Genomic DNA, 23,669 nt, shown 5'->3' with positions numbered 1-23,669 from the left:
TCTACTTCAAATGTGTGCCAAGTTGTTGCAAATAAGCGATAAGGGCTTGCATTTCTGTTGCACCTTTACCGTCATTCATTGCATCAACCTTAGCAATGTCAGCGATTAATTCCTCGTCACTGCCATAACCTAGACCCGGGTGTTTTGGGTTTTCTGGATTAATAGCAAACGTGTCACGGAAAATTTGTAGTTTTTTCAGAGTCAGACTTGTATCAAGCGTGTTCTCTGCTAACCAAGGGAAACCTGGCATATTAGACTCAGGAACCACGGCACGTGGATCCATTAAGTGCGCATAATGCCAATCATCTGAGTAACGTTTACCTACTCGTGCTAAGTCAGGGCCAGTACGTTTAGAACCCCAAAGGAAAGGGTGATCCCATACTGACTCGCCTGCTACAGAGTAGTGACCGTAACGCTCAACTTCATCACGAAATGGACGGATCATTTGAGAGTGACAGTTAGCACAACCTTCACGTACATAAATGTCGCGACCTTCAAACTCTAGTGCGTTTAACGGGCGTAACCCATCCACTGGCTTGGTTGTATCGTCTTGGAACATTAGCGGCGTAATTTCTACTAATGCACCGAAGCTGATTGCGAAAACAGTCAAGATGGCCATGAGGCCAATGTTTTTCTCGATAATTTCGTGTTTGTTTTGTGAATTTTTATTGCTCATTATCTAACTCCGTTATGCTAACTGCGCTTGTTCATCAAGTTCTAACGAGTTATTTTTCGCTGAAACTGTACGATAAACGTTATAAGCCATAACCAGCATACCTGTAACGATGAATACACCGCCTAAGAAACGCATAACATAGAAAGGATGAGAGGCTTCTAACGACTGTACAAAGCTGTACATTAATGTACCGTCAGAGTTAACTGCACGCCACATTAGACCTTGCATTACACCTGAAATCCACATTGCAACAATGTATAAAACAACACCCACTGTGTGTAACCAGAAGTGTGTATTGATTAATTTAATGCTGTACATACGACCTTGCGAGAATAACGCAGGGATAAGGTGGTAAATAGCACCGATAGAAATCATCGCAACCCAACCTAATGCACCTGAGTGAACGTGACCTACAGTCCAATCTGTGTAGTGCGATAACGCATTAACAGATTTAATTGCCATCATCGGGCCTTCAAACGTCGACATACCGTAGAAAGACAATGAAACCACTAAGAAACGTAAAACAGGGTCAGTACGTAGCTTATGCCATGCACCTGAGAGCGTCATAATACCGTTGATCATACCACCCCAAGACGGTACGAATAAGATAATAGACATCACCATACCTAAGCTTTGCGTCCAATCAGGAAGCGCAGTGTAGTGAAGGTGGTGAGGACCTGCCCAAATGTAAAGAGAGATAAGTGCCCAAAAGTGAACAACCGACAAACGGTATGAATAAACAGGGCGACCCGCTTGCTTTGGTACAAAGTAATACATCATACCCAAGAAACCCGCAGTTAGAAGGAAGCCTACTGCGTTGTGGCCATACCACCACTGAACCATTGCATCTACGGCACCTGCATAGATTGAATATGATTTAGTCAATGAGACTGGGACTGCCATGCTGTTAACAATATGTAGAACAGCAACGGTAATAATGAAACCAGCATAGAACCAGTTAGCTACATAAATATGCGCTACTTTGCGTTTTGCAATAGTGCCCATAAATACAATAGCGTAAGTTACCCAAACAACAGCAATTAAGATATCGATTGGCCACTCAAGTTCTGCATACTCTTTAGAACTTGAAATACCCATAGGTAGAGTAATTGCTGCTAGAACAATAACTAACTGCCAACCCCAAAAGGTAAAGGCGGCTAATTTGTCTGAAAGAAGGCGCGTTTGACATGTACGTTGTACGACGTAATAAGACGTCGCAAAAAGTGCACTTGTACCAAATGCGAAAATTACTGCGTTCGTGTGTAACGGACGAAGTCGAGAGTAAGTTAACCATGGTGTGTCAAAGTTAAGAGCTGGCCAAGCTAATTGGGCAGCTATCAGAACCCCAATACCCATGCCAACGATGCCCCAAATCACTGTCATAATAGCGAATTGGCGTACAACTTTATAATTGTACTCAGTTTGTGATGCTACTGTTTGGCTCATTTTCTGGCTTCCGCTGCAATAAATGCGTTTAGAAATGAATTACCTACTTGTAAAAGTAGGACCTACTATTATTCCAAAGTATACTATCTAAAACCCACAATATGTGGTTGTTAAAGATAATAATCTCAAGAAATACTTGTTTTTTTTGCGGTTGAAATGATAAATTTTTTGGCCTTAAAAAGATAGGTCAATTGCGTAATAATATGACATCAATCAAACTTTATTAACTTGCTGTCTATTTTTTGAGGTGATTTGTACCTTACTTGCCCATTAAAGCCGATAATCAACCAACGTGCCCAAATGTTGGGCTAATACATTAGATACTTTGAGAACCTGCATGTATATATATAGAGTATGTTTACTTTCTTTTCTACTATTCTTACTAGGTTGTGACTTTTCTGGATCAACATCAACACCAAAAGTAAATCAATCACAAACAGAGTGTAAAAATAACAACCCGTGTATTTTTCCAAATCAAGTTAAAGTTTGGCTAAGCGAAGAAACCCTATCACCAGAGACACCGTTTTCAATTTACACTCAGTTACCGACTGGTGTAACAATAACTGCAGCTAAATTAGAAGGCGTTAGCATGTATATGGGTTACATTCCCGTACAATTTAAAAATCAGGGCAGCGTTTGGGTAGCTAATACTATGGTAGGGATTTGCTCAGAAAAAAACATGGTGTGGAAGCTTATTCTTACTACTGTCGATACAAACACTGGCATAAGTGAAAATGTTGAATATTTTTTTAACGTTACCTATTAAAGGCTTTCTACTCAGGCGTGGTTTTTAACTGCGCCATTCCCGTAAAATTATAGCGGCAAAGCCAAATGCCTCACATTTAATAGTTATTTGTAATTAAAGTACATCTGATAAAATAACCATTCTTAATAAAGCTTTTATATACCCATTTACCTTCCAAGTTTATAACTTAAGCTCTGCTTGGCTTACTTATTCAATTGTGCTCATACGTGCAATAAAGCACCTATATCATTTATATGTAGATTTATCTAATGGACCCACTTTGATAGCCGTTTTTAGTTTAATTGGCAGCCCGTCTGAAACCTTCAATACACATAAAATTTGCATGATTAAAACTTATAACAAAAAAATTCAGACTAAATAAACAATCTACTTGCATAAATATGGTTAGGAATTAACACCTAGTTTTACCGTTTTAATAACGAGCTGTGATTAACATGTTAATTTTCCTGTTTAGGGCACATTATTGTAATAATTACATTTGATTACAAACTCTACTCATTTGATTTCAGCTGTGTTTTTTATGTGATTGCTTGGTCTTTAGTTTATGATTTTTAACTGTTTTTATTAATTAACAATGAAACATACTGTAACCTTTGTTCCTTTCGTGGGACGTCTTAATTTTCATTGGTTGCATAGTGATCGTTCGTTAAGTTTTCATTCAGTTAAAGGCGCCTAAGTTGCTCCCGCTCACTCAAAATTCTCATAAAAGTGAGCATTACCAATTTAGGTAAATTTTCAACAAGTAGGGTTCATCCATGAAAAAATCAACTCTTGGTTTAGCTGTAATTGCAGCGATCCCAATGTTCTCAAGTGTTCAGGTTTTAGCTGCAGACGAAGCAGCAAAGTCAATTGAAAAAATTCAAGTAACGGGTTCTCGTATTAAGCGTTCAGATATGGAAACTGCTAGCCCAGTTACACTTATCGGTGCCGATGAAATTAAAGCATCAGGTGCAACATCTGTAGATAGCGTATTACAACAAATGACGGCTACGGGTGGTGCAATGACAAACCCTGGCGTTAATAATGGCTCTGGCGGTGGTGCATCTATAGATTTACGTGGTTTAGGTTCACAGCGTACTTTAGTACTTGTTAATGGTCGTCGTATGATCAATTCAGGTACTGGTGCGGCTTCAACGGTTGATTTAAATACTATTCCAGTATCAATGATCAAACAAATTGAAGTACTTAAAGACGGTGCTTCTGCTGTATACGGCACAGATGCTGTAGCGGGTGTTGTAAATATTATCCTTAAAAATGACTTTGAAGGTTTAGATTTAAACGTCAACACAGCCATGACTTCAAAACATGATGCGTCAGAAACATCAATCGACTTTACCTTAGGTACAACATTTGACAAAGGTAATATGGTTTTTGGTATTCAATACACTGATCGTGGTGAAGCAAGTCAAGGTGATCGTGGTTTCTCATCATGTCCTTTATTTGAAGGCGAAAATGGACTTTTCTGTGGCGGTTCTTCATTCAGCGAAGGCGGCCATATTTACAATGTTAATACAGCTAATATCATCAACGATAAAGGTGAAATCGAGAAGCAGGGTGTTGCTGACGATGCTGGTTTAAGTGGCCTTGGCGGTAACTTACACCGCTATACCGATGAAAACGATGCATACAACTATGCGTCTAAAAGCTACCTATACACACCTATGGAACGCTTAAACATCACAGGTTTAGGTAATTATGAACTAAATGATGACACAATGCTTTTCAGCGAGTTTACCTATACTAAGCGCTGGTCAGAGCAAAAGTTAGCACCACAGCCTATCAACTTTGGCTTTAAATATACCGAAGATATGGGTGACAGCTTACTGTCACAAACTTATGATAAGCGACAAGTCGTTAATGGTGCATTTGTAAAAGATGCTAATGATAATTACGTTACAACACCGACTAATTACGCCTATGGTGATGAAATAAGCTACCGTCGTCGTATGGCTGAAAGTGGTACTCGTGACTTATCGCAAACAGTTGATACTGTTCGTGTTGTTGTGGGTGCTGAAGGTATTATTGGTGATTATTCATGGGATGCATCAGCAAACTTTGGTCGCAATGATTCTGTTGATAAAATGAGTAATCTGCACAACGTTTCTGCAATCACAGAAGACTTAGCTGCAGGTACATTTAAGCCTTTAAATGAGGCATCTTGGTCACAAGAAAACATTCAAGATTATATATACACAGAGCAAAACTCAGGTGGAAGCCAGTTATTTATTTTGGCAGCTTCATTATCTGGTGAAATGTTTGAGCTACCTGCAGGTTATGCTGCATTTGCAGCGGGTGTAGAGCGTCGCCAAGAAAAGGCATGGTATAATCCTGATTCGATTGCTGCTCAAGGTCTAGGTAACGATCCACGTGTAGATCCAACAAGTGGTGGGTTTGATGTGAATGAGGCTTATGTTGAGTTTGCATTACCCTTACTATCTGAGCTTCCATTTGCAGAATATGTTGAATTAAGTGCGGCAATCCGCGCGTTTGATTACAGCACTTTTGGTTCTGATGAAACATGGAAACTTGGTTTTACTTGGAAAGCAAATGATGAATTGATGTTCCGTGGCGTACGTTCAACCGCATTCCGTGCTCCAACGGTAGATGAGCTTTACTCAGGTAATGCGCCATCTTATGAGCAAGTAAAATACCCAGGTGCTGATAGCCAGGCAGAAGTAACTGTGGGCGGTAATCAAAATCTAACACCAGAAGAAGCTGATACTTTAACGTTTGGTGTGGTGTACGAACCACAATGGTTTGAAGGTTTCTCAATGACCGTAGATTACTACGACATTGAAATCGAAAATGCTATTTCAACATACAACAACCAATTCGTTGTTGATCAATGTATTGGTAATTCAAACAGCAGTTCAAACGAACTTTGTGCAAGCACAGGTGCAATTTTACAAGCTGATGGTCGCATTGTTTTCAATAATCAGCTTCGTAATATTGGTTCTGAAAAAACATCTGGCATTGACTTAAATCTGAAGTATTCATTTGATGCATTAGGCTTAAGCTGGAGAGCTGGCCTTGATACAACATATTTAGATGAATACGTTGTTGATACGGGTGCTGTTGTAGATTACGCTGGTTACATTACGGGTGGAGCTGGTAGTTACGCAGATATCAAATCAAACTTTAACTTAACAGTTAAAGGAGATAACTGGGATGCAACTTATGAAGCACGCTACATTGCTGGCCTAGATAGCTTCGCATGTATTGATGGTGAGACATGTTATGCACCTTCAACGCCTTCAGTTGTGTACCATGACATTAGTGGATCTTACTTAATTAATGATACAGTGACATTGTCTGCAGGTGTTAATAACTTATTTGATAAAGAGCCACCGTATTACTCAGGTAATAACGATTCAAACACTGACCCGTACACGTTTGATACGTTAGGTCGTCGTTTATTCGCTGGCGTAAACGTTAAGTTCTAATTTTAATTCATTAGAACTACTAAAAGGCCTAGTTTTTACTAGGCCTTTTTTGTTGAACAAAATTAAAGAGGCACGTAAACTCAGGTAGGTAACCGAAGGAGGCATCATTGTTAAAGCAAGACGAAAATTTATCGTTTGTTATTGAACCGCAACTATCACCGCGTGCAGAGCAGCGTCTCGATCTTTATTTTTCTATCCCAAACGAAATGGGTATTAACGCGCAAACACTCAGCGAAGAGTCTTACTTTAATAACCAATTTAAATCTTTTGTAGCCTATAACGCGAATAACATTCATCTTCCATTGGTACGAAGCCGCTTTGTGAGTAAGAACAAAGGTGAGCAGCAAGATTACCGACAAAATTTAAATTTATATTGTTATCAAGTGCGTCTGGCAATTGATGCCGATATTAAAGATGCGTTAAAAATTCAAGAAAGCGATGAGTTTTATCAACGAGCCATGGAGCTCTGTGAACAAAGCCAAAGCCTACTTAGAAAACTCAGACGTTACACCCCAGATAACGAAAAGCTGATCCCGTTTTATACTAATGCTGATAACTACCTAAGCTGGCAAATTGAACAAACTTTTTTAAAGCTACTTGATGAAGGCCCGCGTAGTAGCGATCACGCTAAAGAGCGAAATGACTTATTAAACTTTTGTAAGTCAGAGAGTGAGTATCGAGCAGAGCAGCAATATAATTCTGACTCAACGCTTAAAGACGCCAACAGAATTACTAATAAGATGCGTTTACTCCAGCGTTTAATAGAGCATGGAGTGATTTTACAGCGCCAAACACGCTATCTTAATAGCTATTTAAAGCGGTTGGTAAAAGGCTCTGTAACAGCTGTTATAATGGCTTTTGTGATGGTGGTTATTTTAAATGCGCGTTCTACCTTTACTGAAATAACCGCTTCATTAATTCTAATTTTAGGGGTTATTTACGGGCTAAGAGAAATATTTAAAGAAGATATTACCCGTATTATTTGGCGTGCTATTGTGCGAGGGCGGCCAAAATGGCGCTTTATTTTTAAAAACAGTATCACAAAAGATAAAGTGGCGAGTCAGTTTATTTGGTTAGAGTACACTCGGTTTAAAAAAATCCCCAAAGAAGTGAGGAAAATTTTTTCTAAGCGTCGTCAGCAAAACAAACAGGCGGCGCAATGGCTGCATTTTGCTAGTGAAACCCGGGTAAGTGCTAAAGAATTTTTGCCAGGCTACGATAGCTTGCAGCAAACGCTGCAATTTAATCTCGCGCCGTTTGCACGTTATTTAAAAAAAGGGGAAGGGAAGCTCTATCATTTAGAAAACAATAAAATTTCTAAACAGGGAGTAGAAAGGCGCTATCAGTTAAACATGGTATTGGTTCTAACCGAACCGGATAAAACGCTCTATCAGCGTTACAAAATCACTTTAAACCGCAGTAAAATAGTCAACATAGAGCTTATTTACACCAGCGATGCAAAAAAAGAGGAATAACATACGTTATTCCTTTGTTGTCCTTATTTATCCGTTAGCCCTTTTTTGCTGTAAAGCGTTACTTTGTCTGATACCAGGGTAATTTCGATGTTTTTAGCGTCATCACCCCAAGTACAGCTAGTATGTAATGTTTTTTCTACACAGTTATCAGCACTGCCTAAAAGTGCTTCAACTTCTGTTTTGTCCATACCAATTTTAATTTTTTCGTAATTTTCCATGCTTACTTTTGAACAAGCAGCAAGACTCAGTGCTGCAGCAATTATTAGGAGCTTCTTCATTATTATTTTCCTACTGTTAATGGTTAAATTTTCGAATTTGTACAATCATACCCATACGAGGATGATCAAAGTAATGAATATCTTCGCTGAAAACGCGTCTAAATTGTGAAAAACGGGCTGATTCTAGCTCACCATTATCTTGCTTTTCACTAATGTCGAAATCCGCATTAATGTATAAATAATGGCGTAAATGTATTTTCAATAAGCCATCTAACTCCCATTTCATGGTCGGAGACTGTGCTTTATTAAACAATGGCTCAGGAGTATCAAGTAAGCTAATAAAGTCGGAATTGGCGTAACTAAAACCGGTGTTCATATTGTTTTTTAATTGGTTGCCTGCAAATAAGTGCATACTAGGGGAGCGTGATTTACTTGCGCCTTCAAACCGCCAGCCGGTATGTAATATAGGGGTGAGTCCTTTGCGGTCTAAAGCTTGGCGTTGTTGTTCAAACTGCAGTTGTTCAGGAGCGAGCAGGTAAGTTTGCTCCATCGTATCTTGTACTGGTGCTTGAGGGGTTACTGGCAGCACATCGTAACTTTTTACATAATCAATGCTGTCGTTACACGCTGCAGACTGTGGGTTTGAATTAACCAAAGTGTCAGCAAATGTACGTGTTTGAAAGCGTGGGTCACCGTTTATACACGCGTCCATTGCTTGGTTTTTATAAGCAGAGGCCAATAAATCTAAGGTGTTTTTATCTTCAATGGCGTCATGCTTTAAGCTAAAGTCTTCTTGTAAGTAAGGAGCAGGGCGCTGTTTAAATATTAACACTTCTACTTCAAACCAGCGCTCTGCAAATGCAGTACTGCTAAATAAGCAGCATAAAATAACCAGCGATTTTTTCAGCAACATTAATGGCTAACCTTTTTTTCGAAATCTGCAATCATAGCAGTGATCATTTTTAAGCGTTCACGGGCATTCGCCTCGCTAATGGCAAAGCGTAATTTATTTGCGCCATCCATTTTATAAATGTGTGGCGCACTTTGTATCAAACCAATAATGAAGCTAGGATTAACCTTGGTATTTTGACTAAACTCAAAGTAGCCTCCTTTCGGGTTAGCTTCTATTTTGGTTATGCCCAAATTGCTCGCCTGCATTTTTAGTTGTTGTAAACTAAATAGGTTTTTAGCTGCATCAGGTAATAAACCAAATCGATCTATCAATTCTACTTGCAGTTCATCAATATCAGCAAGGTTAGCACAACTTGCTACACGCTTGTACATACCTAAACGCGCGTTAACATCATGAATATAATCATCAGGTAACAAGGCAGGTAGCTTTAAATCAACTTCGGTTTGTTTTTGTAATAAATTTTCAAGGGTTGGCTCTTGACCATTTTTAAGCGCGTTAACAGCCTGTTCAAGCATTTCCATGTATAAATTAAAGCCAATGGTTTGCATTTGTCCAGATTGATCGTCTCCTAATAGCTCACCGGCACCACGAATTTCTAAATCGTGGGTTGCTAAGGCAAAGCCTGCGCCTAAATCTTCTAATGAGGCAATGGCATCTAAACGCTTTTTCGCATCTTTAGAGAGCGCTTTAGGGTTACCTGTGAGTAAATAAGCATAGGCTTGGTGATGACTTCTACCAACACGTCCGCGTAATTGATGCAGCTGAGCAAGACCTAGTTTATCGGCTCTGTCCATAATAATGGTATTTGCTGTGGGTACATCAATGCCGGTTTCAATAATCGTAGTACATACCAGTACATTGTATTTTTGGTGATAAAAATCGGTCATGATCTGCTCAAGCTCTTGCTCTCGCATTTGCCCGTGGGCTGAGGTAACTGTTGCCTCAGGCACCCATTCGCTAATTTCTTGAGCAACACGCTCAATGGTTTCTACATTGTTGTGTAAAAAGTACACCTGGCCGCCGCGTTTAATTTCACGCAGTACCGCTTCGCGAATAAGCTCTTCGTCGCGTTGGCGCACAAACGTTTTAACGGCTAAGCGTTTAGCCGGTGGGGTAGCAATAATAGATAAATCGCGCATACCACTCATGGCCATATTTAACGTACGAGGAATAGGCGTAGCGGTCAGGGTGAGTATGTCAACATCAGCTCTCAGGGCTTTAATTTTTTCTTTTTGGCGCACCCCAAATCGGTGTTCTTCATCAACAATTAACAGGCCTAAATCTTTAAAGTTGATGTCTTGTTGAATTAGTTTGTGCGTGCCAATAACCACGTCAAGCTTGCCATTACTCATTTTTTCAAGGGTTTCTTTTTGCTCTTTAGTTGAGTTAAACCGAGACAATACACCCACTTCAATTGGAAAATCAGCAAAGCGGTCTTTAAAGTTATCGTAGTGTTGTTGAGCAAGTAGGGTGGTAGGGACTAAAATAGCAACTTGCTTATTATCGTTAACCGCAACAAAGGCTGCACGCATTGCTACTTCGGTTTTACCAAAGCCTACATCACCACAGACCAAGCGATCCATGGCTTGTTTTGATTGCATATCACCCAGTACAGCTTCAATAGCGTTACGTTGATCATCCGTTTCTTCAAACGGGAAGCTATCACTAAATTGACGATAAGCTTGGCCATCCAGCGTAAATTTATTACCCGGCTTTGCTTGGCGCTGAGCGTAGATATCGAGCAATTCAGCAGCGACATCGCGTACTTTTTCAGCGGCGCGTTTTTTTGCCTTATCCCACGCATCAGAGCCGAGCTTATGCAGTGGGGCACTGGCTTCTTCACCGCCAGAGTAACGGCTAAGCATATGAAGCGCTGATACCGGCACATAGAGCTTTGCTTCACCGGCATAAATAATGGTTACAAATTCAGTAACCACACCGGCAGCATCAATTGTTTGCAGTCCTTGATAACGGCCAACACCATGGTCAAGGTGCACAACCGGTTGGCCTTCTTTTAACTCTGCTAAGTTACGAATTAGCGCATCTTGGCTTGCTTCATACTTGTGCTTACGTCGTCTGCGTTGTGATACTTTAATTCCAAGCAATTCTTGCTCAGTAATAATGCTCAGGCTAGGTTTTGTGCTAAGCACGACACTTTGTTCAAGTGGGCTTACAATTAAACCAACGTCACTACTGCTGTTGGTAAATTGCTCAAAAGTATCAAATTCTTTAAATTTCAAGCCGCTGGGTTTTAATATACTCAGTAAAGATTCACGTCGACCATCCGACTCAACACTAATGACAACTCGGCCTTTTTTCTTTTTTTGCTCTGCCACATAGCTAATGAATGCGTTGTAAGGTTCATGTTGTTTATGATCAATGCGGACATTGGGTAATTCATTAACGGCAAGGTTTTTATTGCCCGCTTTAGTGCCCAATTTTGCTTGCGATAAACGAATACGGCCATAATTGCCCAGGTTTGAAAATAGCTCATTGATTGGCTGATACAATTCATCCGGCGGTAAAAGTGGGCGCAAGGGGTCCACACGGCGGTTTTCATAGCGTACATTAACATCGTGCCAAAAGTTATCCGCCGCATGTTCTAAATCGCCTAGCTGCATCACGGTTGTTGATTCAGGCAAATAGTCAAAAATAGTCGCCAAGCCATCAAAAAATAATGGCATGTAGTATTCAATACCTCCAGGCCAATTACCTTTACTAACTTGCATATAGACAGAGTCTTGCTCTGCGCTTGCGCCAAACTTTTCACGGTAGTTTATTCTAAAGCGTTCAATATCCGTGTCGTTAGTGGGGAACTCATGGGCAGGAAGTAACTCAATTTTTTCTACTTTTTCATCTGAGCGTTGTGTTTCCACATCAAATAAGCGAATGGTATCAAGCTCGTCATCAAAAAAATCGAGCCTAAATGGGTGTTTACTGCCCATCGGATATAAATCAACAATAGAGCCACGTATTGCATATTCGCCATGCTCCATAACTTGTTGCACGTGCATGTAACCCGCTTGCTCTAAGTTTTCACGCAAAGCGTGGGTGTCTAATCTATCGCCCACTTTAAAATTAAGCGTTGAACCGTATATAAACGAAGCTGGGGCCGTGCGCAGCATCAGCGTTGATACAGGCATAATGAGCACGCTTTGTTGCTCGTTTTTCAGGGTATTAAGCGTTGCTAAGCGCGCTGAAATAATATCTTGATGGGGAGAGAAATGATCATAAGGCAATGTCTCCCAATCCGGAAATATCATTACCGGATTATCAGGAAGCAAATACTCTAATTCGGTTTCAAGGCGCAAAGCACTTGGTGTATCTGGCGTAACTATTAACACTAAGTTATCTTGTTGTTTTACACCTTGTGCAATGGCAATGCTCAAGCCACTGCCTAAAAGCTCGCCCCATTGAATTTTATCTTTTTGAGATTTTACCCAAGGCAAGGCTGCCCATTGCTCAAACGCCATTAATTACTCCATTAAATTAGGCTCTTAGCTGCTAAGAGCCATACTATTATTTAGTCGCGATAGATTTTTGTTAAATCTTGATAATGATCAATTCTGCGGTCGCGTAAATACGGCCAGATACGTCTTACGTTCTCGCTGCGTTTTTGATCAAGTTCAACCATTAATATTTGTTCACTTTGATTATCGGCCTCTGCCAATATTTCGCCTTGGGGACCTGCAATAAACGAGTTACCCCAAAATTGAATGCCGTCACTTTGTCCACTCGGGTCGCGCTCAAGACCAACACGATTACAGCTAATCACTGGAACGCCATTGGCTACCGCATGGGCTCGCTGTGAAATAACCCAAGCATCTTTTTGGCGGGTTTGCTCGTCTTTATCATCGCGTGGATCCCAGCCTATGGCCGTTGGATAAATTAAAAGCTCTGCACCTGCCATCGCCATTAAACGCGCCGCTTCAGGAAACCACTGATCCCAACACACCAGTACGCCAAGTTTGCCCACTGAGGTTTGAATAGGCTCAAAGCCTAAGTCGCCTGGGGTAAAGTAAAACTTTTCATAAAAGCCAGGGTCATCCGGTATATGCATTTTACGGTATTTACCGGCAATACTGCCGTCTTTTTCGAGCACCACTGCGGTATTGTGGTAAAGGCCTGTAGCGCGCTTTTCAAATAAAGACGCCACAATCACAATACCAAGCTCTTTAGCAAGTTCACCTAACGTATTACTACTCGGCCCAGGTATTGTTTCGGCTAAATCAAAGACGTCGACATCTTCGGTTTGGCAAAAGTATAAACTACGGTGTAACTCTTGTAGCACAACAAGTTGTGCACCTTGACTGGCTGCATCGCGAATGCCAGCAATTGATTTTTCAATATTGTGTTCAGCGTTGTCACTGTTGCTTTGTTGCACTAAGGCAACTGATAAATTTGCAGGGCTTGTCATTGTGCTGCTCCAGCTAAAAATCCACGAGGTAATTGCATTGTAATGCAGTGAAGACTGCCAAATTGCTCAATAATAGGTAAACAATTTACCCCAATAATTGTGTGATCTGGGTATGCTTTTTGAACCTGTGCTAACGCGCGTTGGTCGTTTACATCGTTATAAGTAGGCACTAATACCGCATTGTTAATAATTAAGTAATTTGCATAGGTGGCGGGTAAGCGCGTGTTTTCATCATCGTACACGGCTTTTGGCCATGGCAACTCAATTAGCTTATATGGGGTGCGATCGGCAGTTTTAAAGCTTTGTAGTTGCTTTTGCATGGCATTAAGCGCGCTGAAGTGCTCATCGCTTTTATCGTCACATTGCACATACACAAGGGTATTATTTGGTGCAAAACGCACTAAGGTATCAATGTGGCTGTCGGTGTCGTCACCTGCTAAATAGCCATGATCAACCCATAAAAAGTCTGTTGCGCCCAAGTGCGCTTTTAAAAGCGCTTCTATGTCACTTGGGTTTAAATTTGGGTTACGGTTTTTATTAAGCAAACATTCGCTGGTTGTTAGCAACACACCATGCTCGTTTATTTCAATACCGCCTCCTTCAAGTACCATATCGAGCGCTTGATAGTGGTTGTTTTTGCTACTTAACTCTTTTACCAAAGTACGATTAATTTGATTATCTAATGCGCTTTCAAATTTATTGCCCCAACCATTGAAAGTACAATCATATACTTTTAGTTGCTCGGGTGAGTCAATAGCGCTACAAGTAAGCGGGCCATGATCGCGAGCCCACGTATCATTGGTAGGGGTTACTACAAAATGAACACGATTCAAAGGGATGTTAGCGCTATTTAGCAATGCTGTAATATGCATTTTTAAGGCGCTATTATGCGCCACAATCACAAGCTTTTGCTGCGTTGTTATATGCTTAGCAAGCTCAATATATACAGGTTCTACACGGGCTAAATTATCAGCCCAATCTGTGTCTTTATGCGGCCATGTAAGCATAACAGCGTCTTGCTCGGCCCATTCAGGTAAAAGTCTAAAGTTCATGGATTTTTAATACAAATAAAGATGGGGCTAGTTTAGCAGTTCAATTACTGCTAAGTCACTTCTAAATGAGCGTTTGGCTCACAATTTTAAAGCGATTTGAGAAGTAAATAAACGCTAGCTTTTATCGTTTGTACTCTCTTTGGCTTTTTCAAGTTGCTGGCGCTTTTTAAGCTGGCGAGTTTGCGCATGTAAGCTGGCTCTTACAACCAGCTCTTGGTCGCTGTCTCTTATTGATACAAATAACAGAGTATATTGGTAGTGCTCATTATCTTGTTTTTCAATGGCAACCACTTCGCTATAACAATACACCGCAGAGGCCTCGTGTTGTAAAAAAAGTTTAGTACGAAACTTTTGCCCTAATGTATACAAATGTTCACTGGTAAACTTAATGCCGCCACCGCCGTAACTGTCGCAATAGATAGAGTTATCTTCTGGTTGTTCAGAGGCTAAAATATGACTCATGATCAAATCTATTTTGCGCGACTGAGCTTGTAAAAAAGTAGTTAGTTCTTGGGCAATATCACCTAAATTACGCAAAGGGCCTAAGGCGCTTTGCTCTAAACTGCTTACTTCGTTAGCAAGTTTAAATAAAGGCGGAATATCAGCGTCAAGTTCAGCTAAGCTTTTTGGCACAGCCGAATCATCCACGGCAAACAGATTGACGCGATTACTTTCCTCAATTTGAAAATAAAGCTCAAAATCTGATAATTTTTGATTATTCATATGTAACTCCTATCCGTTAATAGTAGCGTTGCGACTACTAAATTACTACACAACACGCCAATAAAATTAAGCTAAATATCTGTTTGCCCTCATTATAAAAAGCCAAATCAACTAAAATTGCGCTAACTTTCAATATTTACCAAACAGGCATAATGATTAAAAAAGTTTTAAAAGGTAATACGTTTACATTGCACTATGTATGTTAGCAACTAATAAATAACCAATAATTAACAAAACTCCTTGTAATTAGCCCTAAAACTCGTAATCTTACGGTAATAATAATAACAAGGGACTACCCACGTGGCTCGAGGACTTAAATTAGCCAGTACATTCTCAGACATATCCACGCAACTGCGGCGCTTCGTGTCTAAAATTGTGTTGCCTGACGATGTTGATGATATTGTTCAAGAAACCTTTGTTAAAAGTTATGAAGCTGAATTAAAGCAAGATATTCAATACACCCGTAGCTACATGTTAAAAACAGCTAAACACCTAGCACTTAATCATATAGCTAAATGGGATAATAAATTTAGTACCCCTTTAAACCACGAAACTGAACTTCCCAAATTGCTTAAATCAATGCAATTAGAAGACGAATACACCTCTAAAGAACGTTTTTTATTATTTTGTCGGGCGACTGAGCAATTAAGTCCTGTTGTAAGAAAGTGCTTTATTTTAAAAAAAGTCTATGGAATGAGCCAAAAAGAGATCGCACAGCAAATGCAGCTAAGTCAAAGTACGGTAGAAAAACACATTGCCAAAGGGTTATTAAATACCATGCTATATATGCGCGAACAGTCACACGATGAGAGCGACCATTGCCAACAAAGTGCGGACATAATGAGGGCAGCAAAATGAATAACATCCATCAATTTACCTCAAAAGAATTAATATTAGAAAAAGCATCGCAATGGATCAGTGCTATTGACCGTGGCCTTACAAAAGAAGAGCAGGAACAATTTAAACTGTGGATGCTACAAAGTACTGCTCATCAAAATGCGGTGTATGAATTAGCTCAGCTTTGGGATGACCTGAGTGTACTTAACGAACTCAGCGTATTATTTCCAAATAAACAATCGGCTAATAGCAAAACAAAGCCTGCGTATGTATTTGGCATGGCAGCAAGTATTGTTGCTGCATTAATGATGTGCAGCTATTTATTGCTAAATATAGATAGCAATTTCAACAAAAATTTAGCCAAGGTAAATTATACAAAAATTTATAAAACAAAAGTTGGTGAGCAAGCAACCTATGTTTTACCAGATGGCACAATTGTACAACTTAATACCAATAGCTCATTGGAAGTCGCTTATAGCCAAGGCCGTAGGCAATTGTTACTAAGTCGTGGCGAGGGCCGTTTTAATGTTGCTAAAGATGCATCACGCCCATTCAGCGTGATGGCCGGTGATAAAAGCTTTACCGCTCTCGGTACTGTATTTAATGTGCAGCGCAATACTTCGTCAGATCTCGAGCTGGTTGTTACTGAGGGTAAAGTGATGATCACCGATCCTAGCGTTGCTGTTAATGCTGATGATTTCAAAGCGTATCAACAAGCTGATAATAACAATCATGAAATTCGTCAAATTAATGCCAATATTGTGATTTCCGGTGAAAAAGCCATTATTGAACAAAGCGTTACCAAACCAATCACACACTTATCGGTTGATGATGTACAGCGTGACTTAGCTTGGCAAAATGGCATGTTGATATTTAATGGTGAGCAACTGGTAGATGCCTTAAACGAAGTCAGCCGTTATACCGCTACGCGGTTTGAACTATCATCTGATGAGTTAGCCCGTATAAAAGTGGCCGGTGTTTTTAAAGCGGGTGATGTGGCAGGCCTGTTAGAGAGCTTGCAAAATAATTTTTCGATTGAACATGAACGTTTAGGCGAGCATGTTGTTAGCCTAAAATATCAAAAAAAATCATAGGTAATCGTAATGAAAATCACACCATTGTTAATCAATGTTGCTCATAAGAGTGTAAAAAGTAATTTAAAGATTAAAAAAATGATAAAAAACTATAGAGGATTTTTGTTTGCTAACTGTTTATATAAGTTGCGCAGTAACCATACGTGCCATTTAACTCAATTTGGCCTTGTTGCACCGCTGTTTTTAAGTATCAGTGTGTATGCAAGTCAAACCGAGGGGCAAATGATGCAATTTGATATAAAAGCGCAACGAGCAGACAAAGCCTTAATAGAATTTGCTAAGCAAACAGAACAAACTGTGGTTTTTTCGTATGAACTTGCCAAGCAATACGAAGCAAATTCGTTGTATGGATTTTATTCTCAACTTGATGCACTAAAAGCATTACTGGCTGAGACACAGCTCGATGCGGTTGTTGATCAAAATGGTTTACTGAGTATTAAACTCAAACAAATCAATAGGAAAGATAACAACATGATGAAGCTTTCAGGAGTTAGTGCAGCTGTATTACCTGCTTTACTTGCAGTTAATTCACAAGGAATCAATGCCGCTGAACAAAGCGCAGAACAAAACATCGAAAAAATTGCTATTGTAGGTAGTCGTGTGGCAGGGCGCTCAGTTGAAGACTTACCTGTCCCCGTTGATATTTTAAGTGCAGAAGCACTCGAAAATACCGGCCAAACAGAAGTTGGCCGCATGCTTCAAGCTATCGCACCTTCTTTTAACTTTTCAAGTTCATCTATCAGTGATGGTACTGACGCATTAAGACCAGCAACGCTACGTGGCCTAGGGCCAGATCAAACGTTGGTATTGATCAATGGTAAGCGTCGTCACCAAGCCAGTATTATTCATATTAATACTTCGGTGGGGCGTGGTACGGCGGGTACCGATATGAACGCTATTCCAGCCTCAGCAATTAAACGTATTGAAGTACTGCGTGATGGCGCTGCGGCTCAATATGGTTCTGATGCAATTGCCGGTGTTATAAATATTGTGCTCAAAGATGGCAGCGAAGGTGGTAAAGCCGCTATTAACTACGGTGAGTATTCAGAAGGTGATGGCGAAACTGTTAACATCGACTTTAATAAAGGCTTTGCTTTAGGTGACAATGGTTATTTAAATACAACTATAAACTACCGTGACCGCGCACCAACTAACCGTGCAGGGCTTCATGGTTCATGTCAATTTTATGGTTGTACTGAGCTCAGTGACGGCACGTTACTGGCAGGCGACCCGCGTGAACTAACCGCGCCACGCGATACATTTAGAATTGGCGATGCCGACTCTCAACAATTTGGTTTAACGGTTAACACCGGCTACGAATTAGGAGCGGGTGAACTATACGGTTTTATTACCTATTCAACGCGTGATAACGAATCAGCAGCATTTTTCCGTCATAATGCCAATGCCGGTGGTAACCCAGTATTACAAGATGGTGATGCGACAGTTCCGGCTGGCTTTTTACCAAAAATAAACACTACGATTGACGATATTTCATATAACTTTGGTTATAAAACGCAGTTTGATAACGACTCAAGCTTAGACTTATCGTACACCTATGGTGAAAACAGCATTGATTACACCACTAGCGATACGATTAATGCCTCTTATGCCAACTTCTTACGTTACGACCAAGGCTTAAGCGCTGCAGATATTCGCGCCACTATTCCACGTGAAGGTTACGCGTATGGTATGGAGCTATCACTGCAAACGATTAATCTTGATTTTACTCAAAATTTTGATGATTACTCATTAGCAATGGGCGCAGAAATACGCACCGATGAGTACCGTATTTTAGAGGGCAGCGAATACGCATACCGTGATTACGATACCAACAATGGTGTTAATATTTATGATGGACTAAGCGGTGGTATTGGTAGCGAAAATGCATCAGGTGGCACACAAGGCTTTGGTGGTTCATCGCCAGCATCGTCGGTTGATGAGTCGCGCGATGTGATCTCGTTTTATTTAGACGCTGAAGCTTACGTTATTGAAGATGTGATTATCTCAGGGGCGTTACGTTACGATAATTACAAAGGATTTGGCGATACAGTTAACTTTAAACTCGCGGGTAACTGGTCACTAACCGAAGATATTTCACTTCGTGGTGCATTAAGCTCAGGCTTTAGAGCGCCTTCAATGCAGCAGTTGTACTTTAACAATATCAGCACGCAGTTTGTTGTTGGTCCTAATGGCAATTTAGTGGCTGAAGAAGTGGGCACGTTTAGAAACGATTCAACCTTGGCGCAAAGTTTAGGTATTCCTAAGTTAACAGAAGAGAAATCTCAAAACCGCAGTTTAGGTATTGTTTATAATGTAAGCGATAATATTAATGTAACGCTTGATTACTACTCAATCGATATTGACGACCGTATTGTAATTAGTAATCGCTTAGGCAAAGGTTTATCAAACAGTCTTGATGCCGCGTTATTGAGCTCGGGTGCTGGTGCAGGACAGTTTTTCTTAAATGGGGCTGACACAGAAACGCAAGGTATCGACTTTGTGGCTACATGGAATACAGAAGGCCTAGGCGGCACACTTGATTTTACATTAGCGGCCAACTTTACCGAAACCGATGTGGTGTCGTTATTTACACCTGCAGGTTCTGGTCTTGAAACCGTGCCAGTCGATGATGTGTTTTCTGATCAAGAAATTTCTATCATCGAAGAATGGCAACCAGAAGATCGCATTAACTTAAGTGCACTTTATCGCCGTGACGACTGGACTGTTAATTTATCACTTAATCGTTTTGGTGAGTACACAGTTGAAGATGGCGGTCGCCAGACTTACGGTGCTGAAATTTTAACTGACATTAAAGTTAATTACTTTGTAACTGATAATTTATCGGTAAATATTGGCGCAAATAACTTATTTGATGTTTACCCTGATGAAAACACCATAGGTAATTCACGTTCGGGTACTATTGTAGATGCTCAAGGTAATACCATTGTCAGCAGTGATGGGGTATTTAAGTACTCTCGTCGTTCAGCGCCATTTGGTTTTAACGGTGCTTACTACTACGTAGGTGCAGAATACCGCTTTTAATTAATAACTCTCCTATTGTTATTTAACAACCAAAGGGCCGTAAGGCCCTTTTATAGTTTTTAAACTTAATGTTTTTGCATTTTACTCATTTCAGCATGACAGCTTTGCATGGTAAGCAATACCTTTGACAGCGCCGCTTCACAATCATGTGATTGAGGCTTTTTTAACGCTGTTTTAATTTCTTCTAAGGTTTTATCTTCTACTTCTTCAAGCTCTTTAATGTAGGTTTGGTCGTTATCGCTAGTAAATGTACTGAGCAAAGCGGTAAATGCTCTGCGTGCTTCTACCGCGAACGAAGAGCCATCTTCACGTGCACCTTGTTGATTAATTGCATAGGGTTGTAAGCTTTCAACACTTACTTTGCGGGCGTCGATCATGCGCTGAAATAATGCACTTACGCTAGGATCTTGTACTTTATCTTGTGCTTTTTCGTAAAAGTCGATACCGCTATTCATTACTTGGATAATGTCGGTGATATGATTTATCTCTTGTCCTTGATGGGTGCTCATAATAATGACCTCTGTTAATTTAAAATACATAGATAACTAAGCAAGCGGCATTCCAACGCGGTTTTATTTTTTAACTAATTGTTTTTCATGGTTTTATTATTATGGGGAGGTCTAGGCAAGCTTGCTAACATGCTGCTAGCAAGCAAAATTTACATAAAAGCATGTAAGAAGGTTATTTAAGCTCTTCAGCTACTTCGGCTACTTTTTGACGTAACCAAATATGGCTAGCATCTCTGTGTAACAAAGGGCTCCATATCATATCAAGTTCAAATGGTGGAATTGGAAAGGGTGGTTCAAGTATTTTAAGCCCCGGATCGTCTACATAAATATTGGCCGCTTTTGAAGGTAAAGTCGCCACGAGGTTTTTTTCTTTCGCTAAATGAATCGCAACATGGTAGTTACGAGTAAAGGTGGCAATATTTCGATGCTTCCCAAAATGTGCGAGCGCTTCGTCAACCCAACCCAGCTTTTGCACATCTTTAGGATCCATGCCAACCCCAACACCAAAGCCTGTTTTACTTACCCAAATATGGCGGGCTTTTAAATAGCTATCTAGGCTAAAGTTTTCAATAATAGGGTTGTCGGATTTTACTAAACAGCAAAAGCTATCTTTCCAAATTCGCTTATGATGAAACGATTGCGGTAAGTTCTCAAAGCGGTTAATTGCCATGTCTACTTTACCGTTTTCTACATCATGAAAGGTTACATCGCTGGGCGTTAAAATATCTAATGTGGTGTCTGGGGCTTCTTCATGTAATTTCCCTAATAAACGCGGTGCCATGGTACTGGCTGCATAGTCACTGGCCATAATTCTAAACACGCGTTTACTTTGTTTAGCTTCAAATTCGCGATTAGGTGCTAGCGTTTCTTCAAGCGTCATCAAAATACCGCGAATAACAGGCTGTAACTCAATAGCGCGCTCGGTCGGCACCATACCATCGCTGGTACGCACTAAAATAGGATCGTTAAAAAGGTTACGTAGGCGTTTAAGTCCATTACTCATTGCCGGTTGAGTAATACTAAGCTGGTTAGCAGCACGAGTAACGTTACATTCGCGCAGTAATGTATCGAGGTAAACCAGTAAATTTAAATCTATTTTACTTATATTCATTGTGTGTCCTTAACGTTTACCAGTAATGGATAAAACGCTGTGCTGTAGGATAGGGATAAATATGACTCACCTTTCCATTTTTTATATTTTGTTGTGCTTGTTTCCAAAAGCTCACATCAAGTAGTTCAGGGTGCGTACTGGTTAAAAATTGTTTATATGTTGGGTTAGGCATTACAAAGGTACATAATTGCTCTGGAAATACATCTTGCGGAGCAACCGAGTAACTTTGTTCATCCATCAAATAATCATCATAACTTTTTGCTTTGGGTAGTGCCCTAAAGTTCATGTCTGTTAAATATTGCACTTCATCGTAATCATAAAAAATAATACGTTTGTGCTTACTTACACCAAAGTTCTTTAACAGCATATCGCCAGGGAAAATATTCACGGCAATCATTTCTTTAAGCGCCTGGCCATACTCTTCAATGGCATCGGCGGCACTTTTTTCGTCTGCATTTTCTAAAAACAAATTAAGCGGTGTCATTCGCCGTTCAATGTATAAATGTTTTATGATTAACCAGTCACCCTCAATCACCATCGATGAGCCAATGGTTTTGTGCAACTGTGCTAACAAGTTACTATCAAATCGTGCCAAAGGAAATACGACGTTTGAATACTCTATAGTGTCAGCCATTCGGCCAACACGGTCATGACTTTTAACCAGTTGATAGCGTTTTAATACCGTATCGCGACCAAACGGCTTACTTTCGCCAAATTTATCTTTAATAACTTTAAATACATAACCAAACGAGGGTAGGGTAAATACCATCATCACCATACCCGGTGTACCGGGAGCAATGGTAAATTCGTCATTAGAATGGGTTAAATGATTCAAAAACTCGCGATAAAACTCGGTTTTACCTTGTTTATGAAAGCCTATGGCGTTGTAAAGCTCGGCGAGGGTTTTATTAGGCATAAGTTGATTTAAAAACCGCACTAACGCTGAAGGAGCATGAGTTTCTACCATAAAATAGGCACGCGCAAAGCCAAAAATAACGCGCATTTGCGACGACTTTGTAAGTAAGGCATCTAAATAGAGGCCTTTATCTTCATGGTGTAACACGGCAATAATAAAAGGCTGAACGCCACTTTGTGATACAACGCGCCCCACAATGTAAGCGGCTTTATTACGATAAAATGGGGTATGTAATATATCAAAACGCATTTGCCAATGCTGGTGGTGTGTATCGGGTGCTTGTTTATAAAAGGCTTTAACTAATAAACGAATATCGCGTTCTAGGTTGACAAAGTCGGCCTTAAAATCAAAGTGATTAATAATACGCTTAATGGTGGGCTTTAAACCATCTACAACAGGAAAATAACTACGGTATTCAGCTTCAACGGGCACAGAAGGCGCATCTTTGAGCGTGGCTTCTACAAAAATAAAGTCATTGTGAAAATAGCGGCGGTGGTACAGGCGGCAGAATACTGAATTATAAAATGTTTCAGCAAGTTCTGCTTGCGGATGAAAACATAAAAAGTGTTGGTAAAGCTTTTTCACTTCAAGCCATAAGCTCTCGTTTAGCGCGTCTGTTTGCTGGCGTTCCCTTAGTGTTTTTGTTGTTTCGTTTACCCGATCATCGTAATAGCTTATACGCAGGCGACTTATATCATTAATAGCTTGCCAGTCTCTTTTAGCAAAAGCGTAGGGAGCCTTGGCTGTTGTTCTTTGAAACAGCAAATAATGCTTTTTAAAACCGGTTAAAATTAATTCAGCAATTTGGCGTGGTTGCATCAGTACTCCTTAATAGACGCCTTTAGGTGTTTAGGATAATGCCGGTGGTTATACCAATTTTATTAAAAACATGATCATTCTAGCGTTTTAAATAATCCGCTAGCTGCGTTAAAAATTATTTATATAGAACAACTATGTATCATAATTTTCGCCTTGTTATCGACTTATTTCTTTGTCGCTATAATAGATCACTAATTTAATGCAATTGGTAT

Annotated in this window: 17 protein-coding genes; 6 read left to right on the top strand and 11 right to left on the bottom strand. The window is 40.1% G+C overall.

The annotated features are described in order from the left end of the window. Position 1: 1 nt before the first annotated feature. Together ccoO and ccoN are read right to left on the bottom strand one after the other, a co-directional pair. Positions 2 to 676 (bottom strand): cytochrome-c oxidase, cbb3-type subunit II, encoded by a 675-nt coding sequence (gene ccoO / locus QL984_RS10755; RefSeq protein WP_013464669.1) that lies wholly within the window; start codon positions 674 to 676, stop codon positions 2 to 4. 12 nt (positions 677 to 688) lie between these two features. Beyond that, a complete protein-coding gene (ccoN, locus tag QL984_RS10750) occupies positions 689 to 2,122 on the bottom strand; it encodes a cytochrome-c oxidase, cbb3-type subunit I (RefSeq protein ID WP_013464670.1) in 1,434 nt (477 codons plus the stop codon). Positions 2,123 to 2,459: 337 nt separating this feature from the next. On the opposite strand from ccoN, the gene QL984_RS10745 reads away from it, so the two are divergent. The 3 genes from QL984_RS10745 (at position 2,460) to QL984_RS10735 (ending at position 7,806) form a co-directional block, all read left to right on the top strand. Beyond that, entirely contained in the window at positions 2,460 to 2,888 is a 429-nt protein-coding gene (locus tag QL984_RS10745) for a hypothetical protein (RefSeq protein ID WP_013464671.1), read from the top strand. A 755-nt stretch (positions 2,889 to 3,643) separates the two neighbouring features. Beyond that, a complete protein-coding gene (locus QL984_RS10740) occupies positions 3,644 to 6,331 on the top strand; it encodes a TonB-dependent receptor (protein ID WP_013464672.1) in 2,688 nt (895 codons plus the stop codon). 107 nt (positions 6,332 to 6,438) lie between these two features. Then, positions 6,439 to 7,806: a hypothetical protein gene (locus tag QL984_RS10735; protein ID WP_013464673.1), complete on the top strand. Its 1,368-nt coding sequence runs from the start codon at positions 6,439 to 6,441 to the stop codon at positions 7,804 to 7,806. Between the two features lie 23 nt (positions 7,807 to 7,829). Here QL984_RS10735 and QL984_RS10730 read toward each other — a convergent pair whose 3' ends face one another. From QL984_RS10730 to QL984_RS10705, 6 genes are all read right to left on the bottom strand, one after another. After that, a complete protein-coding gene (locus QL984_RS10730) occupies positions 7,830 to 8,084 on the bottom strand; it encodes a hypothetical protein (protein WP_013464674.1) in 255 nt (84 codons plus the stop codon). A gap of 16 nt (positions 8,085 to 8,100) precedes the next feature. Beyond that, positions 8,101 to 8,937, bottom strand: coding sequence for a peptidoglycan binding protein CsiV (locus QL984_RS10725; protein WP_036956216.1), 837 nt, complete (start codon positions 8,935 to 8,937; stop codon positions 8,101 to 8,103). Then, a complete protein-coding gene (gene mfd, locus QL984_RS10720; RefSeq protein WP_013464676.1) occupies positions 8,937 to 12,410 on the bottom strand; it encodes a transcription-repair coupling factor in 3,474 nt (1,157 codons plus the stop codon). The genes QL984_RS10725 and mfd overlap by 1 nt, the downstream gene beginning before the upstream one ends. A gap of 50 nt (positions 12,411 to 12,460) precedes the next feature. Beyond that, positions 12,461 to 13,354, bottom strand: coding sequence for a carbon-nitrogen hydrolase (locus QL984_RS10715; protein WP_013464677.1), 894 nt, complete (start codon positions 13,352 to 13,354; stop codon positions 12,461 to 12,463). Continuing rightward, positions 13,351 to 14,406: an agmatine deiminase family protein gene (locus QL984_RS10710; RefSeq protein WP_013464678.1), complete on the bottom strand. Its 1,056-nt coding sequence runs from the start codon at positions 14,404 to 14,406 to the stop codon at positions 13,351 to 13,353. The genes QL984_RS10715 and QL984_RS10710 overlap by 4 nt, the downstream gene beginning before the upstream one ends. Positions 14,407 to 14,520: 114 nt before the next feature. Next, positions 14,521 to 15,129: a PilZ domain-containing protein gene (locus tag QL984_RS10705; protein WP_013464679.1), complete on the bottom strand. Its 609-nt coding sequence runs from the start codon at positions 15,127 to 15,129 to the stop codon at positions 14,521 to 14,523. A gap of 300 nt (positions 15,130 to 15,429) precedes the next feature. On the opposite strand from QL984_RS10705, the gene QL984_RS10700 reads away from it, so the two are divergent. Genes QL984_RS10700 through QL984_RS10690 form a run of 3 tightly spaced genes read left to right on the top strand, consistent with a single transcriptional unit; the run spans position 15,430 to position 20,102 of the window. Beyond that, a complete protein-coding gene (locus tag QL984_RS10700; RefSeq protein WP_013464680.1) occupies positions 15,430 to 15,987 on the top strand; it encodes a sigma-70 family RNA polymerase sigma factor in 558 nt (185 codons plus the stop codon). Further along, on the top strand, positions 15,984 to 17,060 hold the full coding sequence (locus QL984_RS10695; protein ID WP_036956218.1) for a FecR domain-containing protein: 1,077 nt from the start codon (positions 15,984 to 15,986) through the stop codon (positions 17,058 to 17,060). Before QL984_RS10700 ends, QL984_RS10695 begins: the two co-directional genes overlap by 4 nt. Positions 17,061 to 17,069: 9 nt before the next feature. Next, complete coding sequence (locus tag QL984_RS10690) at positions 17,070 to 20,102, top strand: TonB-dependent receptor (protein ID WP_036956219.1); 3,033 nt, start codon at positions 17,070 to 17,072, stop codon at positions 20,100 to 20,102. 65 nt (positions 20,103 to 20,167) lie between these two features. On the opposite strand, the gene QL984_RS10685 is transcribed toward QL984_RS10690, so the two are convergent. From QL984_RS10685 to aceK, 3 genes are all read right to left on the bottom strand, one after another. Further along, complete coding sequence (locus QL984_RS10685; RefSeq protein WP_024601388.1) at positions 20,168 to 20,611, bottom strand: PA2169 family four-helix-bundle protein; 444 nt, start codon at positions 20,609 to 20,611, stop codon at positions 20,168 to 20,170. Positions 20,612 to 20,783: 172 nt separating this feature from the next. Further along, a complete protein-coding gene (locus tag QL984_RS10680) occupies positions 20,784 to 21,722 on the bottom strand; it encodes a LysR family transcriptional regulator (protein WP_013464684.1) in 939 nt (312 codons plus the stop codon). Positions 21,723 to 21,738: 16 nt separating this feature from the next. Further along, positions 21,739 to 23,457 carry a bifunctional isocitrate dehydrogenase kinase/phosphatase gene (gene aceK / locus QL984_RS10675; protein WP_013464685.1) on the bottom strand — a complete coding sequence of 573 codons (1,719 nt, stop codon included), beginning with the start codon at positions 23,455 to 23,457 and terminating at the stop codon, positions 21,739 to 21,741. Positions 23,458 to 23,669: the final 212 nt, after the last annotated feature.

Source organism: Pseudoalteromonas sp. APC 3495 (assembly GCF_030407645.1).
Lineage (GTDB): Bacteria > Pseudomonadota > Gammaproteobacteria > Enterobacterales > Alteromonadaceae > Pseudoalteromonas > Pseudoalteromonas tetraodonis.
The sequence above is the reverse complement of the archived record's forward strand: the minus strand, read 5'-3'. Positions and strand labels throughout refer to the sequence as shown.

What these genes read in the sequence shown, in the direction of transcription:
- ccoO (WP_013464669.1), bottom strand. Translation starts at nt 676, where the DNA reads ATGAGCAATAAAAATTCACAAAACAAACACGAAATTATCGAGAAAAAC.
- ccoN (WP_013464670.1), bottom strand. Translation starts at nt 2,122, where the DNA reads ATGAGCCAAACAGTAGCATCACAAACTGAGTACAATTATAAAGTTGTA.
- QL984_RS10745 (WP_013464671.1), top strand. Translation starts at nt 2,460, where the DNA reads ATGTATATATATAGAGTATGTTTACTTTCTTTTCTACTATTCTTACTA.
- QL984_RS10740 (WP_013464672.1), top strand. Translation starts at nt 3,644, where the DNA reads ATGAAAAAATCAACTCTTGGTTTAGCTGTAATTGCAGCGATCCCAATG.
- QL984_RS10730 (WP_013464674.1), bottom strand. Translation starts at nt 8,084, where the DNA reads ATGAAGAAGCTCCTAATAATTGCTGCAGCACTGAGTCTTGCTGCTTGT.
- QL984_RS10725 (WP_036956216.1), bottom strand. Translation starts at nt 8,937, where the DNA reads ATGTTGCTGAAAAAATCGCTGGTTATTTTATGCTGCTTATTTAGCAGT.
- mfd (WP_013464676.1), bottom strand. Translation starts at nt 12,410, where the DNA reads ATGGCGTTTGAGCAATGGGCAGCCTTGCCTTGGGTAAAATCTCAAAAA.
- QL984_RS10715 (WP_013464677.1), bottom strand. Translation starts at nt 13,354, where the DNA reads ATGACAAGCCCTGCAAATTTATCAGTTGCCTTAGTGCAACAAAGCAAC.
- QL984_RS10710 (WP_013464678.1), bottom strand. Translation starts at nt 14,406, where the DNA reads ATGAACTTTAGACTTTTACCTGAATGGGCCGAGCAAGACGCTGTTATG.
- QL984_RS10705 (WP_013464679.1), bottom strand. Translation starts at nt 15,129, where the DNA reads ATGAATAATCAAAAATTATCAGATTTTGAGCTTTATTTTCAAATTGAG.
- QL984_RS10695 (WP_036956218.1), top strand. Translation starts at nt 15,984, where the DNA reads ATGAATAACATCCATCAATTTACCTCAAAAGAATTAATATTAGAAAAA.
- QL984_RS10690 (WP_036956219.1), top strand. Translation starts at nt 17,070, where the DNA reads ATGAAAATCACACCATTGTTAATCAATGTTGCTCATAAGAGTGTAAAA.
- QL984_RS10685 (WP_024601388.1), bottom strand. Translation starts at nt 20,611, where the DNA reads ATGAGCACCCATCAAGGACAAGAGATAAATCATATCACCGACATTATC.
- QL984_RS10680 (WP_013464684.1), bottom strand. Translation starts at nt 21,722, where the DNA reads ATGAATATAAGTAAAATAGATTTAAATTTACTGGTTTACCTCGATACA.
- aceK (WP_013464685.1), bottom strand. Translation starts at nt 23,457, where the DNA reads ATGCAACCACGCCAAATTGCTGAATTAATTTTAACCGGTTTTAAAAAG.